Source organism: Nocardia thraciensis (assembly GCF_054782435.1).
In genome coordinates, this window is record NZ_BAAGSM010000007.1 from 225,948 (window position 1) to 244,138 (window position 18,191).

The 18,191-nt window shown below is 69.1% G+C and carries 16 protein-coding genes; 6 read left to right on the plus strand and 10 right to left on the minus strand.

What is annotated here, in order from left to right; genetic code table 11:
• Positions 1–147: 147 nt before the first annotated feature.
• Positions 148–1,803 carry an alkaline phosphatase D family protein gene (locus ACYVLQ_RS01885; RefSeq protein ID WP_460695584.1) on the plus strand — a complete coding sequence of 552 codons (1,656 nt, stop codon included), beginning with the start codon at positions 148–150 and terminating at the stop codon, positions 1,801–1,803.
• Between the two features lie 142 nt (positions 1,804–1,945).
• Positions 1,946–2,308 carry a hypothetical protein gene (locus ACYVLQ_RS01890; protein ID WP_460695585.1) on the plus strand — a complete coding sequence of 121 codons (363 nt, stop codon included), beginning with the start codon at positions 1,946–1,948 and terminating at the stop codon, positions 2,306–2,308.
• Positions 2,309–2,319: 11 nt separating this feature from the next.
• On the opposite strand, the gene ACYVLQ_RS01895 is transcribed toward ACYVLQ_RS01890, so the two are convergent.
• The gene (locus ACYVLQ_RS01895; RefSeq protein ID WP_460695586.1) at positions 2,320–4,563 is read right to left on the minus strand and encodes a M20/M25/M40 family metallo-hydrolase; all 2,244 of its coding nucleotides are present in this window, start codon (positions 4,561–4,563) and stop codon (positions 2,320–2,322) included.
• Between the two features lie 148 nt (positions 4,564–4,711).
• Here ACYVLQ_RS01895 and ACYVLQ_RS01900 point away from each other — a divergent pair, with 148 nt between their 5' ends.
• Positions 4,712–5,032, plus strand: coding sequence for a hypothetical protein (locus ACYVLQ_RS01900; RefSeq protein ID WP_460695587.1), 321 nt, complete (start codon positions 4,712–4,714; stop codon positions 5,030–5,032).
• Between the two features lie 253 nt (positions 5,033–5,285).
• Positions 5,286–6,506 (plus strand): hypothetical protein, encoded by a 1,221-nt coding sequence (locus tag ACYVLQ_RS01905; protein ID WP_460695588.1) that lies wholly within the window; start codon positions 5,286–5,288, stop codon positions 6,504–6,506.
• A 69-nt stretch (positions 6,507–6,575) separates the two neighbouring features.
• Here the strand turns inward: ACYVLQ_RS01905 and ACYVLQ_RS01910 are convergent, their stop codons facing one another.
• From ACYVLQ_RS01910 to ACYVLQ_RS01945, 8 genes are all read right to left on the minus strand, one after another.
• Positions 6,576–7,622 carry a fused (3R)-hydroxyacyl-ACP dehydratase subunits HadA/HadB gene (locus ACYVLQ_RS01910; protein ID WP_460695589.1) on the minus strand — a complete coding sequence of 349 codons (1,047 nt, stop codon included), beginning with the start codon at positions 7,620–7,622 and terminating at the stop codon, positions 6,576–6,578.
• A 130-nt stretch (positions 7,623–7,752) separates the two neighbouring features.
• Positions 7,753–7,977, minus strand: coding sequence for a hypothetical protein (locus ACYVLQ_RS01915; protein WP_460695590.1), 225 nt, complete (start codon positions 7,975–7,977; stop codon positions 7,753–7,755).
• A 174-nt stretch (positions 7,978–8,151) separates the two neighbouring features.
• Positions 8,152–8,994, minus strand: coding sequence for an MBL fold metallo-hydrolase (locus ACYVLQ_RS01920; protein WP_460695591.1), 843 nt, complete (start codon positions 8,992–8,994; stop codon positions 8,152–8,154).
• A 24-nt stretch (positions 8,995–9,018) separates the two neighbouring features.
• A complete protein-coding gene (locus ACYVLQ_RS01925; protein ID WP_460695592.1) occupies positions 9,019–10,287 on the minus strand; it encodes a NupC/NupG family nucleoside CNT transporter in 1,269 nt (422 codons plus the stop codon).
• Positions 10,288–10,435: 148 nt separating this feature from the next.
• Entirely contained in the window at positions 10,436–11,335 is a 900-nt protein-coding gene (gene murQ / locus ACYVLQ_RS01930) for an N-acetylmuramic acid 6-phosphate etherase (protein WP_460695593.1), read from the minus strand.
• Positions 11,336–12,208, minus strand: coding sequence for a MurR/RpiR family transcriptional regulator (locus tag ACYVLQ_RS01935; protein ID WP_460695594.1), 873 nt, complete (start codon positions 12,206–12,208; stop codon positions 11,336–11,338).
• A 37-nt stretch (positions 12,209–12,245) separates the two neighbouring features.
• Complete coding sequence (locus ACYVLQ_RS01940) at positions 12,246–13,778, minus strand: sodium:solute symporter (protein WP_460695595.1); 1,533 nt, start codon at positions 13,776–13,778, stop codon at positions 12,246–12,248.
• A 71-nt stretch (positions 13,779–13,849) separates the two neighbouring features.
• A complete protein-coding gene (locus ACYVLQ_RS01945; protein WP_460695596.1) occupies positions 13,850–14,773 on the minus strand; it encodes a BadF/BadG/BcrA/BcrD ATPase family protein in 924 nt (307 codons plus the stop codon).
• 341 nt (positions 14,774–15,114) lie between these two features.
• Here ACYVLQ_RS01945 and ACYVLQ_RS01950 point away from each other — a divergent pair, with 341 nt between their 5' ends.
• Together ACYVLQ_RS01950 and ACYVLQ_RS01955 are read left to right on the plus strand one after the other, a co-directional pair.
• Positions 15,115–16,164 carry an MCE family protein gene (locus tag ACYVLQ_RS01950; RefSeq protein ID WP_460695597.1) on the plus strand — a complete coding sequence of 350 codons (1,050 nt, stop codon included), beginning with the start codon at positions 15,115–15,117 and terminating at the stop codon, positions 16,162–16,164.
• A gap of 71 nt (positions 16,165–16,235) precedes the next feature.
• Positions 16,236–17,729, plus strand: coding sequence for a pentapeptide repeat-containing protein (locus ACYVLQ_RS01955; protein ID WP_460695598.1), 1,494 nt, complete (start codon positions 16,236–16,238; stop codon positions 17,727–17,729).
• Here ACYVLQ_RS01955 and ACYVLQ_RS01960 read toward each other — a convergent pair.
• Positions 17,726–18,191 (minus strand): hypothetical protein (locus ACYVLQ_RS01960; protein ID WP_460695599.1); only part of this gene is annotated, 466 nt, incomplete at its 5' end. The two genes, ACYVLQ_RS01955 and ACYVLQ_RS01960, sit on opposite strands and share 4 nt — an antisense overlap.

Sequence of the window (18,191 nt, forward strand, 5' to 3'; positions counted from 1 at the left end):
GGATACGAGAAGGAAAGGCGCACAGGTGATATGGGAAGACAGGCGCCCAGGTGATACGGAAAGACGGGCGCGGGATATGAGGAGGAAAGGCATCGCTGAGGTCCCCCGTCGAATCGGAGGGATTCTCTAGTTGGGTTACCCTGGCTTATGGTTCTGTCGCGGCGGCAGTTGCTGAGGTTCGGCACCGCCGGGTCGGCCGCGCTGCTCGTCGGCGTCTCGGCGGTGGGCAGTGCGAAATTCGCGGCGCCGCGGTGGCGCGGCGACGACCCGTTCTCGTTGGGTGTGGCCTCCGGCGACCCGACGCCGGACGGTGTGGTGCTGTGGACGCGGCTGGCGCCGGACCCGTTCGCGCCGGACGGGCTCGGCGGGACGGCACAGGCGCCGGTGACCGTCGATTACGAGGTCGCCGACGACGAGCACTTCCGGCAGGTGGTCGCCCGCGGTTCGGCGGTGGCCACCCGTGAATTCGCACACAGCGTGCATCCCGAGGTGCGCGGCTTGGCGCCGGACCGCTGGTACTTCTACCGGTTTCGCGCGGGCTCGGTGGTCTCCCCGGTCGGCCGGACCCGCACGGCCCCCGCGCCGGGCAGCCCGACCGCGCGCCTGCGTTTCGCGTTCGCCTCCTGTCAGGCCTGGCACTCCGGCTACTTCACCGCCTACGAGCACCTGAGCGCCGAGGATCTCGACCTGGTCGTACATCTGGGCGACTACATCTACGAACAGGTGTGGATGCTGGGCCGGGCGGGGGCCACGATGGACCGGCAGTTCTGGAACGAATCGGTCGACCTGCCCGGCTACCGCCTGCGCTACGCGCAGAACAAGGCCGAGGCGCCGCTGCGCGCCGCGCACGCCGCCTTCCCCTGGCTGGTCACCATGGACGACCACGAGGTCGACAACAACTGGGCGGGTGACTCCCCGGGCCTGGGCATCGATATCCATCGGATCCCGGCGCTGTACCGGCGGCGACGCGCCGCGGCGTTCCGGGCGATGTACGAGCATCAGCCGCTGCGGCTCGCCCAACTGCCGTCGGGGCCCGATATGCGGCTGCATCGGCGCTACCGCTTCGGCGACCTGGCCGAGATCACCATGCTCGACACCCGGCAGTACCGCACCGAGCAGGCGTGCGGCGACGGCAACCTGGTCGACGACTGCCCCGAGCGATTCGCCGCCGACCGCACCATACTCGGTGCCCGGCAGCGCGATTGGCTGCTCGACGGCTTCGCGGACTCGCCCGCCCGCTGGCAGATCCTCGGGAACCAGGTGGCGATGGCGCAATCAGACTACGACCCCGGCCCGGGAATCTCGGTGGGCACCGATTCGTGGGACGGCTATGTGGCAGACCGCAACGCCGTCCTGGGCGCCGCCGCCGGTCGCGGCGCGCGAAATCTCGTGGTGCTCACCGGCGACCGGCACGAGAACTACGCCGCCGACCTGCGCGCCGACTACGCCCGCCCCGAATCGCCGGTGGTGGCCACCGAATTCACCGGCACCTCGATCACCACGGGCGGTGACGGCGCGGATCTGACCGCCCGCGGCCGCGCCCTGTTGGCCGCCAATCCCGACCTGAAGTTCTTCAACGGGCAGCGCGGCTACGTGCGGGTCGATCTCGACCACGGCCTGTGGCGCAGCGAATTCCGCGTCGTCCCGTATGTGCGGCAACCGGGTGCACCCGTCACCACCCGCGCCGAATTCGTTGTGCGGGACGGGGTTCCGGGCACCATCGCGGCCTGGCAGCCCGAGCCCGGAATCGATCCGCCCACCGGGCCGGACGTGGCGGCGCAATCCGGCCCACGACCCCGGTAGCGACTGTGACATCCACTCATGGGAATTCGGACAAAGAGCGCGGAGCGCGTATTCGCTGTACGGTCTAGGCGCCCAGGCCACACTCTCACGCCGGTATCGAGGAATGACTGAACTCACCACTGCCCAGGCCGATACTCTCGAAGTGTTGTCCGAAAGCCCCGCGGCCCGCACCGCCGACGAAGTGGCGGACCTGCTGGACGCGCCCGCCTACGAGATCGAGGACGCGCTGGCGTGGCTGAAACGCCATCGCTACATCGTCGGCGTCACCGCCTGGCAGTTGACGGTGGGGGCGACCTATGTGCTCGGCTCGCACCATCAGCTGACCGAATTCGAACTGTACGTCCTGCACCAGGTGAAGGAGGTCGGCGGTACCAGCACCGTCGATGAACTGGTGCAGGACACCGGGATTCCCGAGGACGACCTGACGGATACGGTGCAGTGGCTCAGCCGCAACGGCTACCTGCAGCCCGTGACAGCGTGGCGCCGGACTCCGATCTACCGGTGACCGCGTGACGCTCACAACCCCTTGACGGTCGCGAACACGGCGGCCGTGCTGTCCTGGCGGTAGAAGATGTCTGCCGGGGGCTCGGCTAGCCCGGAGTCGGGCAGCCACGTGTAGTCGACCACGTGCAGGGGGAGCGGCCCGGCCGGTGCGGTCAGCTGGACTTCGATGCCCTCGGGCGGCGGCGCCTCCAGCCGGAAACCCTTGTGCGGCACCGGGCCGAGTTCCCGGCCCGCCACGCGCAGCGTGTGGATCGGGGTGTCGTAGCGCAGCGCCAATGCGGTGGCCCCGCGGGTGGACCGCAGCCGCAGGTGCACCGTGCGGTGGCCCGAATTCGTGGTGTCGGAGAGGATCTCGGCCACCGGGGCGGACAGTGCGGCCGTCGGTGCGGGGCCGGCCGCCACGGCGGTCGGGTACAGGCTCGAGTACGGGCCGGGCGGGGATGTCGTCTCGACGAAGCCGCGCGTCCAACGGTCCGGCTCCTGCGCGGAAACCCACTGCGCCGCATTGTTGTCGGCGTCAAGGGCGTAGGCCAGCTGGGACATCAGCGGATGCCGGTCGTCGAACCGGTCCACGGCCAGGCCCGCGGCCGCCAGTGCGACGGTGAGCATTACGGCGGTCGCGGGGATCGATGCCGTGCGCCGCCGCGGCCACGCATGGGTGAGCGTCAGCAGGAGCAGTCCGCCGAACAGCACCACGGCGGGCGCGACCAGGAACGGCGCCCCGGTGATTCCCGCCTGCAGGCCCGACCAGGTGAGGCCGCCCAGGAATACCGCCGCGGGAATCAGGAGGACGGTCAGCACCGGCAGCCGCCAGGCGTCGGATACCGCGAAGGTCAGCGAAACCCCCACGACCGCGGCGCATCCGGGAACCACCAGGATCTCGGCCGCGGCCGGTGCGATCGCGGTCACCCCCGCGCCGAGCACGGCCACGCAGCACAGCAGCCCGGCCGCCGGGGCGGTGGGCCCGAACAGCCGCCGCGCCAGCGCGTACCACGCGGTGAGCACCGCCACGCACAGCGTGAGCATCGCCGCGTAGTAGAACTCGGGCCGGTACGGATCGACGAACAGCGGCCGATACTCCGGCCGGATCGCCCGCAGCGCCTCCCACAGCCCGTAGGTGGCGCCCATGGCCAGCGCCACCGCGACCAATGCCGTTGCGGCGGAACCGAGCACGCCGCGGATCGAGGCCTCGCCGTTGCGCCGCGCCTGCCGCACCACCCAGCCCGCGCCGACCAGCGTCGCCACGGCGAGCACGATGACGACCCACAGCGGCAGCACGACCAGCGCCCCGAACGGCAGCGAGAAGTACGCCCGGTTCTCGTCGTCGGCCGCCGTGAGGTCTCGGTTGCCGAACGCCCGGGCCTGCGCGAGCGTGTTGTCGCCCATTTGCTGCAGCGTCGCGAGGCTCACATGGGCGGGATCGTCGAACGGGTTGTGGTAGTAGGCGTTTCGGCCCGCGTAGGCCCAGTCCAGCGTCCGCAGCCCGGCAGGTTCGAAGGCGGTGAAATCGGTATTGCTCGAGGTCTGCCCTCCGGCCAGCGACGTGGACATCGAGTCGGTGTTCGGGAACGGGATGCGCGCGACCTCGCGGATCAGGTCGCCGTCGGGATGAGTGAGGCGCCACAGCATGACCGGGCCCCCGGCGCCGCGGGCCTCGTGGTTCACGACCACTCCGCCGCGCGGATCGGCTCGGCCGCCGGATACGAACGCCTCGGCGCCCAGCAGGCCGACCTCCTCGGCATCGGTCAGCAGCACCACCACGTCGTTCCGCAGCTCGGCGCGGGCCTCGTGCAGCGCGCGCACCGACTCCAGCACGGCCGCCACACCGACGCCGTCGTCGTTCGCGCCGGGTGCGGGCGGCACCGAGTCGTAGTGCGCCGTCAGGTAGACCGTCCCGGTCGGGTCGGTCCCCGGCAGGCGGGCGACGATATTGTCCACCCGTGCCATGCCGACCACGTCGCGTTCGAGGTTCGCGGGATACCGGCCGACACCGCTCTGGATCTCGGTCTCCAGGCCCAGGTTCCGCAGCCGGTCGACCAGCAGGTCACGGACCCGGTCGTGTTCGGCCGTGCCCACCGGATGCGGCCGCGCGGCGATCGCCTCGACCGTCCGAAACGCCCGCTCGGCGCTGAACACGTCGACGCCCGCCGCCGCGTCCCGATGCCCGCGCGGCTGCTGCTCCCACGCCGTCCCGACAACCACAGCCAGCAGAACCACGAAGGCCAGCACCCCGGAAGCCCGCCGTCCCACCCGCATGAGCCGATCCTAATGCCGGGAATCTGAGAAAACTCATAGGAAGACCTCAGACTCCGGTCAGCAGCGATCCGCATTCTGGAACAGGAGGAACGAATCCCCGGCGAGAGGTAGGTGCGCGATGGTCGACATCGAGGTCACAGGAACGACCGTGACGGTACATGTGCGCGGCGCCCACCGCTTCCTGGGTCTGCGCGAGCAGTTCAGCTTCGACCTCGCCGACGTCACCGCGGTCGGCCCGGCGCCGGTGGACAGCCGCCCGCCGTGGCTGCGCGCGCCCGGGACATTCTTCCCCGGTGTGATCGCCGCGGGCACGTTCCGGGGCAAGGGCCGTAAGGAGTTCTGGGACACGCTGTTCGACGGCCGCGCGGTTCAGATCGACCTGTCCGGGTCGGATTTCACCCGGCTGGTCGTCGACGTCGCGGACGCCGACGACGTCCGCCGCCTGCTGACCGCCGCCGCGGCGGCCTGAGGGGTCTGGCCACCGTACCGTCCGTTCGGTATCGTCATCGCGGCGCAGACCTACATCATCGACACAAAACCGACGAATTGTCATGTTCGACAACGCGACTCCGATAACGGGACTCGGCGTGTCGTGCGCGGCACGCCGTAGAAACTTGGATTTCGGCAAATCTACAGTTTCGCGGACGGCGGTCGATCGACTATTAATGTCGTGTGCCGTTCCCACTCGTGATCATCTGTCGGCCATCGCATCCCACCGGGCGGTGGTCCCGTTGACCCTCGAACGTCCCAACGGAGACGAGGTCGCGCAGCTGGCGAAGCGGGTCGAGAAGGCTCGCGGGCGCCTGGCGTACCAATTCGATCCGGCGCTGACCGATGCGCTGTCCGAGGACGAACTACACGCCGAGCGCGACCTCGCCGAGAAGATCCGCGAGCAGGAGCGCGACCAACGCTGGAAGAACGTTCAGGCCGCTGCCTCGGCATCGGACCGCGCAAGGCAGACCTCAGAGGCGATCGCGAAGGCCGATATGCGAGATCTGTTGATGGCCCGCAAGGCCGTTGCCGCCCAGCGCCGCGAGTCCAGCCCGCACGCCAAGCTGGCCTCGCTGTACCGTCACCGGGCCTGGTCGCAGCGCGGCCTGGCCGCGGTCGTGACGGCGGGCATGCTGTGGTCGGCGGTCAACGTGCAGCACAACATCGCCCCCGGCGGAGCGACCGATCCGCTGTTCTGGTTCAGCTACCTGCTCGAGGGCATGATCAGCGTCTGCCTGATCATCATCATGGTCGGCACCAACAAGGTCGCCGAGTGGGGGATTCTCGACAGCCGCCGCCAGGTCGCCATGGCCGAACTCTCGCTGCTGGGGCTGACCGTGGTCCTCAACACCTACCCGTATCTCCGCTCCGCCGAGTGGTACGAGGTGGGCGTGCACGCGGTGGCGCCGGTCATGATCGGCGTCTCGCTGCTCATCCACAACGCCGCGAGCCACCGCTACGGCCAGGCCATCGCTCGCGCCACCGAGCAGGTGCGCGAGCTGCCCGATCCGGCCGAGCAGATCCGTCGCACGCTGCCCACGTTCGTGAGCTTCATCCGGCAGGCCGCGCCGGATACGCGCCCGCCGGTACCGCAGGCGGCGCTGCCCGGCGCCGCGGAGTCGCAGCCCGCCGAGGAGCCGGCCGCGAAGACCACCGGCGACGTGCTGGATCCGGCCGAGGAGCCCGATATCTGGACCCCGAAGACGCCGAGCACCACCACGGCCAAGAGTTGGCGAGTCGATGAAAAGGACGATGCCAACGGCGCCAACGGCTCGAGCAAGAAGAAGTCCGAGAGCTCGTCCACGGCCGAGGACGACCCGCTCAGCGTCTACGACACCGGCCAGTTCCGGATCGCCGAGACGCTGGAGCAGGAGCTGGCCGAGCTGCGTGCCGAGCGCCGCCGGGCCCGGGCGGCCAAGCAGCGGGTCAACGGGTTCGACCCGGACGAGTAGGCAATAGGGGAGCCTTCGGCACCGCGCCTCACAGCGCGGTGCCGATTATTGCGCCCGGGGCGGCTGCGCTCAGCGCAGCGCCACCACCGCGCTCGCGCGGCTGAACAGCTTCTGCCCGTTGCCGATCGCGGTGACGGCGATCGTCGCGGTGCCCTGCTCGGGATCGACGGTCTTGACGGTGCCGCCGAACTCGACGGTGCTGGGCCGGTCCGTCGCGACGGGCAGCGTGCCCGAGAACCGCACGCCGTACTTGGTCAAGGCGGCCGGGTCGCCCAGCCATTCGGTCAGGTAGCCCGCGCCCAGGCCCATGGTGAGCATGCCGTGCGCGACGATCGACGGCAGCCCGGCGGCCCGGGCGACATCGTCGCTGAAGTGGATCGGATTGGCGTCCCCCGTCACGCCGGTGAAATTGGCCAGATCGCCGCGCGTCAGCCGGACCGTGCGCGACGGCAGCTCGTCGCCGGGCGCGAGATCGCCTGTGGTACAGGCGGTATGCGGCCGACGGCCGTTCGGCGTCACCGTGATCGCGTCGCCGGTGACGGGCAGCAGCGTGCCCAATCGCTCCCGGGCGTGGTGCGTCTGGCGCTCACCGGCGGCGAGGCCGGTCATGATGATCCCGTCCACCATATCGGCCAGATCGGAGCGGACGCTGCCTGTGCGGGCCACCAGGGTGGTCGTCCCGGCCTGCACGGGTACGCCGTGCCGGTCGGTCAGGACGTTCTTGGTGGTGAGCAGATCGAGATCGCGGACCTGCCGGAAGGACTGGAAATACACGTCGGAGGTGAGGATGTCACCGGCCACCAGCGGCCGGGCGAACTCCAGCACCTGGTCGGCCTGCAGCACCTGGCCGAGGTCGTATTCGTAGAGCTGCGTGCTGAAGACCTCGTCCTGCGTCCGTATCCACGGCAGCGTCGCGAAGGTCGCCGGGGCGATCAGCGCATCGAACCCCAGTTCCGCGGCGGCCAGCTCGCTGTGGTGCGCGGGATGCGAATCCTGTAGTGCGCGAGCGAATTCGCGGATCTTCTCGCGGCCCACCTCGTAGTGGTCGGCTTGGCGATAGCGCTGTCCGACCAAGCCGCGAGCCTGATCGGCCGGTGCGCGGGTGAGAGTGTCCATAGTCCTCCTAGGTCCGGGGAATGTGCGGCGAAAGTACTGCCGCCGGGAGGGCGCCGCGGGACGAGTCTCGGAATCCGGGACCGATCACGGAAGCGTGCCGATGGTGTTGGGACGCAGCACGAATCGATCGTCACCGGGTCCCGACGCCGGTCCACAGGATCGGCGAGGGCGGCACGATCGTCGGCGCCGGCGGGCTGTCCTCCGGAAGCGCGCCCGCGACCAGCGCGCAGCATCCGGCGGCCACCACCGCGAGGGCGCCGAGGGCCAGCAGGATCTGCACGACGATCACCCGATTGCGGTCCGTCGCCGTCCGCTGTTCGGGCTGGGCCTCCGGCCACGTCGACTGCTTGCTCACATCGGCTCCTTCTCGGGGTGTGCGAGGGCCCGGGGCGCCGATGACCCGTCGAACGGAGAAGGTAATCCGACTTGTCTCCGAAAATCATTCCGCCGCAGTGGATTTGTTTCCGGTCACCACTCGGGATCGGGGTCTGCCGTGACGGCGCCCAATCGCCGGGTGTCACCGGGGATCTCAGGTGAGATGGTCGAAATCGCCTCGGACCCAGGCGATGTAGCGATCGGCCGAGCGGCGGACGGCCGCGCGGGCGTCGGCATCGATGGTGTTGCCGAAATTGTCGTAGAGCCGGTCGAACTCGTACTCCTCGACCGTCTCGGTGACCCGGTCGACGACGGCGGGCGACAGCGGGATCCGATTGGGATAGCTGCGCATGAAGGTGACCGTTCGGCGGTCCGGGTTGGCCTGGATGGTGTCGGCGCTGAACAGCACGCCGCGCCCGTCCGCGCCCGCCGCCCAGTGCGCCACCGCGCTGCCCGCGAAGTGACCGCCCAACTGGCGCAGCGTGATTCCGGGCAGCAGGTCCACCCGGCCCGACCACGGCCGGATCGCCGGGTCGGGGCGCGCGACCCATGCCGTATCGGCCTCCGCGACCAAGATCGGTACGCCGCCGAGCGCGCGGCTCCATGCGACCTGGACGCCATAGTGATGCGGATGGCTGGGCACGATGGCGACGACCTCGCCGAACTCACGCACTTGCCGCACCGCCGCCTCGTCGACGTAGCCGGTTACATCCCACAGCACGTTGCCCGCGGGCGTGCGAATCAGGTGCGACTCCTGGCCGATGCCGACGCGCGGCTCGGCGGTCAGCCCGAACAGGTCCGGCTCCAGCTCGCGCACCCGGATGCCGTGCCCGGCGGCCGCCAGCTCCGCGAGCGTGGTCCACTGCTGGCCCGTCGCCGGGACCCACTGCCGTTCGTCCGCGCAGATCCGGCAGATCGTGGCGTCCGCCTCGTGCTCCACCGCGCACGTCCTACAGATCTTCCACACGACCGACTCCTCCTCGCCCGGTACACCCACCCCGTTTCTACTCCTTCCGAGCCGTCAGCTGACCAGGCCGACGATGGTGGCGGACAGGAAGCTGACCAGGGTCGCGGAGTAGAGCAGGCGCAGGCCGTACTGGGCGGCGACCAGGCCCTGCTTCTCGTTGAGGCTGCGCACCGCGCCGATGATGATGGCGATGCTGGAGAAGTTGGCGAACGACACCAGATAGGTGGACACGATCGCCATCGAATGCTCCGACAGCTCCGCCTGCTCCTCGCGCAACTGCTGCATGGCGACGATCTCGTTCGATACCAGCTTGGTGCCCATGAACCGGCCCACGTCGGCGGCCTCGTCCCACGGCACTCCGGTCAGCCAGGCCAGCGGCGCGAAGACGTGGCCCATGACATCCTGGAACGTGGTGCCGTTGAAGACGGCGGCGAAGATCCCGTTCACCATCGCCAGCAGCGCGATGAAGCCGATGAGCATGGCCGCCACCGTGAACGCGACCTTGAAGCCGACCAGGATGTAGTCGGTCAGCATCTCGAAGAACGACTGCTTCTTGGGGCGGCCGGGGGCGGAGGTCTCCGGAGTGGGTTCGGCGGCCTCGCCGTCGGCGGCCGTGACCTTCGCCGGGCCGTCGAGCAGCTCGGCGTCGTCCTCGGCGGTCACGGTGTAGGGATTGATGAGCGCCGTCACCGCGAACACACCCACCAGATTCAGCACGATCGCGGCGATGACGAACTTCGCGTCGATGAGCTGCATGTAGGCGCCGAGGATGGAGGCCGACACCGTCGACATCGCGGAGGCGCACAGGGTGTACATGCGTTGCGGCGGAATCCGTTCCAGCATCGCGCGCAGCGAGATGAACACCTCGGACTGCCCGAGGATGGCGGAGGCGACCGCGTTGAAGGACTCGACCTTGCCGAAGCCGCTCACCCACGACAGCGCCGTGCCGAGGTACTTGATGATCAGCTGGAGCAGCCCGATGTGCTGCAGGATGCCGATCAGCAACGAGACGAACACGATCGGCATCAGCACCGAGAACAGGAACGCCGGGCCGCTGTCGCCGCCGACCCGCACCAGATCGCCGAATACGAATTCGGTACCCTGCGCGGCGTAACCCAGGATGTGTTGGAAGCCGTCGCGGATCACCCGCACCACCGCCGTGCCGACACCGGTCTTCAACAGCACGAACCCCAGCGCGAACTGCACGACCAGCAGCAATGCCACGCGACCGAGCTTCCCCCCGGCCGCCCGGTGGTTCGAACTCGGCACCCAGGCGAGCAACAGGAATATCAGCAGGCCTGCCACCCCGATCACATACTGCACAGACACCTCCGCCTGGTCGGCCGGTAGGCGGTCTACCAGCAACAACTTGGAGAGACACGCTACCGATCCGACGACAATTCTTCGCGTCGAACGCGGTAGTTCCGTCAGAAAGTGTCGCGGGTGGTTCCGTTCGGTGTGCCGGTGCGGTTCAGCTCGCGTGTACCGCGTCGCGCACGAAACCGTGTGCCTTTGTGAGCATTCCGCGGGCCCGGTCGGCGTCGACACCGGCCAGCTGCATGACGATGGCCGTCTTGGCCTGGCCGTCGGCGGCATCGAGAAGCGTTGCGGCCGTGTCGAAATCCACGCCCGTGGCCTCGACGATGATGCGCCGCGCCCGATCCACCAGCTTGGTGTTGGAGGGGTGCAGGTCGACCATGAGGTTGCCGTACACCTTACCGGCGCGCACCATCACCGCGGTGGACAGCATGTTGCACACCAACTTCTGTGCCGTCCCGGCCTTCAGCCGCGTGGACCCCGTGAGAATCTCCGGGCCGGTGTCGATCTCGATGGCGATATCGGCGTGCGCGCTGAGTTCGGCGTCGCGATTGCAGGACAGCGCCACGGCCGTGGCGCCGGTCGCCCGCGCCCGCGCCAGCGCGCCGACCGCGTACGGCGTCCGCCCGCTCGCCGACAGCGCCACCACCACGTCGTCCGGGGTCAGCCCGAGGGCCGCCAGGTCGCGCCCCGCCGCCGCGGCATCGTCCTCGGCTCCCTCCACCGCCTCGGTCAGCGCCCGCGGCCCGCCCGCGATCATCCCCAGCACCTCGCCGGGATCGCTGCCGAAGGTGGGCGGGCACTCCGAGGCGTCGAGCACGCCCAGTCGTCCGCTGGTGCCCGCCCCGGCGTAGATCAGCCGACCGCCGCGCCCGCGCGCGGCGACGATCGCCTCGACCGCACGCGAGATGCTCGGAATCGCCTGCGCCACAGCCGAAGACACTCGGGAGTCCTCGGCGTTCATGGTGTGCAGCAGGGTATCGATCGGCATCGAGTCGAGACCGGCGGAACGCGGATTGGCGGTCTCCGTGGCCAGTTCGCCGAGCTTGTCCACTTACACCTCCCGCGTCCGGCGCGGGATCCGGCGATCGGCGACCGCGTCGTAGGTGCGGTGCAGCGCCTGGGCCGCCGCGGGAGTGCGTTGCAGGACACCGACATACAGCGCGTCGACGATCAGCAGCTGACTCATCCGGCTCGCCATGGCCGCGGACCGGAAACCGTCCTCGCGCCCGGCGGCGAGCAGGGTGTGCGCGGCGGTGGACGCCAGGCTCGATCCGGCGCCGGCGGTCACCGCGACGGTCGTCGCCCCGCCCCGATCGGCACGCCGCACGGCGTCGACCACGCCGGCGGTCTCCCCGGAATGGGAGAAGGCCATGGCGAGGTCGCCCGCCGCGAGCAGGCTGGCCTGTACCAGCGCATCGTCCTCGGAGGTGCACGCGCCGCACCACAGCCCTATCCGGGTCAGCTTCTGCGCCATATCCGTTGCCACCAGCCCGGAGGCTCCGATGCCGATCAGCTGGATCCGGCGGGCCTGCGCCAGCGCCTCGGACACCGCCGACATGGTCGCCGCGTCGGCGCGCTCGGCCGTGGCGAGTAAGCCCTCGGTCTCGAAGGCGGCGAGCTTGTGCAGCACCTTCGACGGCGCGTCCTCGGGTCCGATATCGGTGGCCAGCACCGGCGTGCGGTCCTCCGTGCCGGTCGCCGCCAGTGCGAGGCGTAGCTGTGGATATCCCTCGTAGCCAAGAGTTTTGGCGAGTCGGACCACCGCGGAGGTGCTGGTCTCGGCGCGCTCGGCGAGCTGGTTCACGGTCAGCTGCGCCGTCCCCGCCGGGTCGTCGCGGATCACCCGAGCCACCCGCCGGGCGGTCGGGGTGAGCCGTGGGAGCGCCGTCAGCAGCCGACTGCGGACATCGTCACCTTCGGTCATCGCTTCCTCCGTCCAGCGGGATGTCTGGGTGTTCGCATCATGCCACCGCCTCGGCCGGCTCCGGCGGCGGCACGGGGTCGGGGGCCGGGTGGAAGCGGCTGGTGAGCCCGCCGGCGACGAGGGTTACGGCGACGCCGATCGGCACCAGCCACTGTGCGGCGATACCCTTTTCGGTCACCTGCCCGGCCACCGTGACGTCGATCTTGACGACCCGGACCACGAACGTCATCACGATCACGGTGGCGACGAACGCCACGATCGCGTCGAACTCGTTGGCGCGCTTCACGATCCGGCCCAGCAGGAACGCGCCGAGCAGCGCGCCGTAGGTGTAGCCCGCGATGGCCAGCGCCGTGAGGTACACGTTGCCGGTGGTCGCGCTGAAACCCATGGCGCACAGCGCCATCAGCACCGCCCACACCAGGGTCATGATCCGGCCCAGCCGCAGCATCGCCACATCGGAGATCTCCCGGCGGGAGAAGCTGTGGATGATGTCGGCCACGGTCGAGTTCGACATCGAGTTGAGCGCGGCCGACAGCGAACCCATGGCGGCGCCGAGGATTCCGGCGACCAGCAGCCCCGAGATCACCACCGGCAGCCCGTGCAGGATGAAGTCCGGATACAGCCCGTCGGCGCTCGAGAGCCCCAGCTCCTTGGGGGTCTTGCCGTCGTTGTAGGCCCACAGCAGGGCGCCCACCAGTGAGAAGGCCGCGAACTGCACGGCGATGAACACACCCGAGGCGACCATGGCCTGCTGGCTGTCGCGCACCGAACGCGTCGCCAGAATGCGTTGCACGATCAGCTGATCCGAGCCGTGCGAGGCCATCGCGAAGATCGCCCCGCCGATGATCGCCGTCGGCAGCGCGAAGCTGCTGGTGAGGATGTGCGCCGGGTCGAAATCGGTGTCGAAGAGCTGGAACTTGCCCGCGTGCAAGGCATCCGACCAGCCGGAGGCGCCGACGTGGCCGGTGAGCACCGCGATCGCGATGAGCGCGCCCAACAGGTACAGACCCATCTGCAGCGCGTCGGTCCAGATCACGGCCTTGATACCGCCGAGGTAGGTGTAGACGACCGTCAGCAACGTCAGCGCCGCGATGATGACGTCGTAGCCGAGGGTCACGCCGAACTCGCTGAGCAGCAGCTTGATCGGGATGGCCGACGCGAACAACCGCACGCCCTCGGCGAGCAGCCGCGTCACGACGAAGGTCACCGAGGCCACGCCCTGCAGATAGCGGCCGAACCGCAGCCGCAGATACTGGTAGGCGCTGACGAATCCGCCGCGCTTGTACAGCGGAATCAGGGCGAGGGCGACGGCGGTGCGGCCGATGATGTAGCCGAAGGCCAGCTCGACGTTTCCGAAGCCCTGGTCGGTGTAGGCACCGCCCGGGATCGAAATGACGGTGAGCACACTGGTTTCGGTGGCTACCACCGAGAAACACACTGTCCACCAAGGCATTCGGCCCTCGCCGACGAAATAGTCCGAGGCGGATTTCTGTTTTCCGGACAGCCGCAGCCCGATCCAGGCGACACCGACGAGGTAGACGACGATGACGGCAACATTGAGTGCGTTCATCGTGGACTCCCGGTGCTGCGAACAGAATGCAAATGAGTGTCAACTGTCACAATGATGCCTGTCAATAACTTTCAGCAAATTCGCGCGATCAAGGGTTCCAGTGCCGTCGCGGTGTCGACGGCGAGCAGTGCGGCGCCGTCGATCGGGCCGCCGCGGGCCGCGCGGCGCTCGGCGGCGTCTCCGATCGTGTGTTCGATCGGAACCACCAGTGCCGCACCCAGTTCGACGAGTCCACCGGTCAGCGCGTAGGGCACCGGTTCGCGCAGCCCGCTGCGGGCGATCGCGGCGAGGGCGGTGCGGCCCAGCGCGCGGCCCGCGGCGGTCATGATGCTCCCGGCGGTCGCGTCGATGTCGGCGGCCGCGGCGACGTCGGGTGCGAAGCCCGCGGCGAGCAGGGCCGGATTCTCGTGCTGGCCGAATACCCGCGGCAGGTCGTCGAGGGGACCGTAGCGCGCGAGGGCCGCGGCGGCGAGCGCGGTGTCCGGCCCGCGCCCGTCGTGGCAGCGCAGCGCCGCCCGCAGGCCCTCGACGCCGATCCAGCCGCCGCTGCCCTCGTCGCCGAGCAGCGGCCCCCAGCCGTCGACGCGGGTGAACGCGCCCGCCTCGTCGATCGCGGTCGCCACCGCGCCGGTCCCGGCCGTCAGCGTGACGCCGGGCGCGCCGCCGAGCGCTCCCGCGTGCGCGGTGACCGCGTCGGAGGTGATCGCGACCGCCGCCACCTTGGGTAATTCGGCCAGCTGTCGTGCGAGCCGCATCCGTGCCTCCGGCGCTGAGGCGGCTCCTGCGGCACCCACCGACACCACGAAAGGCGTTGCGGGAGCCTCGATTCTGTCGATCACGGTCCGGATGGCAGCCGTAGCCGCATCGACACCGCCCGCGGCCGCCAGCCCCGGCGCCCCGGACCCGTCGGCATGCTGCTTCTCCCAACCGTCGACGCGGAGCGAGGCCCGGCAGTTGGTCTTCCCGAGGTCGATGGCGAGAACTGTGGCACTCATCCCAGCATCTTCGCGAACCGCACCCGATCCGGCACGGTGGTCTCCATATTTCAGGCCCCGCGATCACCTACCGGTCGGCAGAGCCAAGAACCCACGCACCCCGCATTGATTCCCGCACCCTCTACAACGCTTGCACGGGGTGCGAGAACACGCGCGGGGTGCGGGAATCGGGCTCTGTCGTTCGCCGGGGAGTCGGCGTGCCGGGGATCCGGGCTCGGCGAGGCCGGGTACAGTGCCCCGGCAGCAGGTTGCCCGATCATTGCCAGGGATTCGGATTCATCGGAAGTTCGAGGAGGCGTGGGTGTGCTCGTAGCAGTGTCGATAGCGTCGGAAGCGCTCGGGTGAGGCGCGGCCTCCGCAAGCCGCTGCTCGGCTTCGGCGCGTTCGCGCTGGTGGCGGTGCTGGTGACGGCGATCATCTGGAATACGCTGGCGCGCAACGTGAACGGTCCGATCGATCGCTACACGGCCACCTTCAGTGATGTGCTGGGCCTGCGCGTGAACGACGACGTCCGCATCGCCGGGGTCCGGGTCGGCAAGGTGACCGGCATCGACCTGGCTCGGGACGAGGCCACCCGGAAACACGTCGCGCGGGTGCGCTTCGAGGTGCAGCGCAACCAGACGCTGTACACCGACACCAAGGCGCTGGTCCGGTACCAGAATCTGATCGGTCAGCGCTACGTCGCGCTGGCGCCGGGCACCGAACCCGGCAGCACCGAGCTGCGTCCCGGGGCAGCGATTCCGCTGGCGCGGACCGAGCCGTCCTTCGATATCTCGGGTCTGCTGAACGGATTTCAGCCGCTGTTCGAGAACCTGCTGCCAGAACAGGTGAACGACCTGTCGAACACGCTGATCATGGCGTTGCAGGGGGACGGGGTGTCGCTGAGCGCGTTCATCACCCAGGCCGCCGCCCTCGCCGCCGACTTCCACCGCCGCGACGCCATTCTCGCCGATGTGATCTCCAATCTCAGCGCGATCATGCAGGGGCTGGCCAAGCGCGGCGACGAGCTCGAGACGCTGATCACCCAGACCCGTGCGCTCGTCGGCGGCCTGTACGCGCAGGGACAGTCGCTGCTGTCGTCGACCGAGCAGATCGCGGCCACCGCCGACACCCTGGTGCGAACCATCGCCAAGGTGCAGCCGAAACTGCCCCCGGCGCAGAACTCGGTCCGCGACGCCCTCACCCTGCTGCTCGACAACGGCGCCAAGCTCGACCAGGCAGCGGTGGACCTGCCCTCGCTGCTGTCCGACATCGGCCGTTTCACCCAGAACGGCGCATACGCGGATGCCTACGTCTGCCGCCTGGACATCTCGCTGTACGGGATCCTGTTCCCGCGCGGGCTGTGGTCGCAGATCGGCGGGCCGTCGCAGTCGGCGGTGTGCAGACCCTGAGGGTGTGACATGGAGCCCCGGGGGCGGTGGCCCGGCGGCACGTTCGGATCGGCATCGGTCACAATCGAGCGATGCTGGGCAGGGCGAGCGCGATCGGTGCGAAAACGCATAGGGCGACAACAGGACTCCGTGCGAGGCTGACTCAGCGCTTCGGAAGGCTCAACCGCCGGGTCGGACGGATCGCCCTGTTCCCGGCCGTCAGTGTCGCGCTCGCCGTCGGTCTCGTTGTCGCCGTCGCGGCCTACGGTGTCCTGCGTTGGATGCTGCCGTCCAGCGAGGCGAAGGCGGCGCCGATCGATATCACCCGGGTGGCGTTGACGATCGTCGCCGGTGTCGGCGGGGTCATCGCCCTGGTGATCGCCTACCGCCGCCAGCGTGACGTCGAGCAGAGCAGGTTCATCGAACGATTCGGTACCGCCGCCGGTCAGCTCGGGGCGACCGACGTCGCGGTCCGGCTGGCGGGGGTGTACGCGATCGCCAGCGCCGCAGACGAATCCGACGGGCTGCGTCGTCAGCAATGCATCGATGTTCTCTGCGGTTACCTGCGCCTGCCTTACGACCCGGGCCATGGGAACAGCGGTCGCACCAAACTCGTGACGACCACCCCGCGGGACGACGGCGGGCAATCCGAGGAGCACATCGAGTACCGGCAGAACGACCGGGAGGTCCGCCGGACCATCGTTCGCGTGATCGCCGACCACCTGCAGCCCGTGGCCGAATACAGTTGGTCGACAAGTAATTTCGACTTTCGCACCGCTCGTCTCGAGGAGGTCGTTTTCGACGGCGCCGTCTTTTCGGGTCTTGTCCGGTTCGACGGGGCGAGCTTCGACGGTCGCGCTGGCTTCGACAGGGTGACCTTCCTCGGTCCCGCGGAATTCGGCGGGGCAACATTCCACGGCCCCGCCGCATTCGGCGGAGCGACCTTCGGTGACCGCGCCCGGTTCGCCGAGGCAACCTTCGACGGCGACGCGAAATTTCAGGAAGCGACGTTCACCGGCGATGCCGGGTTCTACCGAGTCGAGTTCAACGGCCACACCAGGTTCCACTGGGCGACGTTCGAGGGTGCTGCCGAGTTCTACCGGGCGACATTCAACGGCCACGCGAGATTCGACAGCGCTACCTTCACCGCCGGGAGCGTATTCCGCGGCGCGACATTCGACGGTCACGCCGCCTTCCCGGATGCGACGTTCGACGACGACGCCGATTTCGGCAAGGTGACATTCAACGGTCGCGCGGAGTTTCAGCAGACGACCTTCGGAGCCGAGGCGCGGTTCGCCGGGGCGGCGTTCAACGGTCCCTCCGGATTCACCCAGGTGACATTCACCGGTCCGGCCACCTTCTCGAACGTCGACTTCGCCTCCGAGCGCGTCGTTTTCGACGGTCCCGCCCGCTGGGGTCCGCCCGCGCCGGAGTTCGACTGGGATCACGACCCCCGCCTGAAACCGGCGAATGTCGAGCCGCAGGACTGGCCGCCCGCTGCGGTCGGACGTCGCTCGGCCGGTGCCCGGGGTGTCGAGCAATGTGAAGGTGACCGGACGGATTCCGGTTCGGATACCCCTGGCTAGGTGAGTACGCCTGCCGCGTAGTCGTCCAGTTGGCGGACCGCGCGGGTGGATTTCCAGGGTTCCAGTCGTGCCCTGGTATCGGCGTAGAGTTGCCGGACACGGTATGAGGTTCGTCCCCTGGTGAGATCGATGGCGTCGTGTGTCGCCTGGCACGCCCGGTCGAGGTCGACCTTCGCAATGATCTGCGCCAAATCGAGGTTGCCCTTCGCTCGATCTCGCTTCATATGTGCGGGGATCAGCGGCAGCGTGGCCTCGACCGCATCGGCGGCGGCATTGAATTCTCCGGCCAATGCCAGGCACTGAGCGGTGGTTTTACCCGTGGCCCACCGTGACTGGTAATAGCAGTACGACTCGTCCGGTGTTGTCTGTTCGGCGTAGTCGTCGGTGACACGGTCCAATTGTCGGCTGCCAGCCTGAAGGGACCACCGGTTTGCCATGAGCATGGGACCGGGTTGCGTCCGG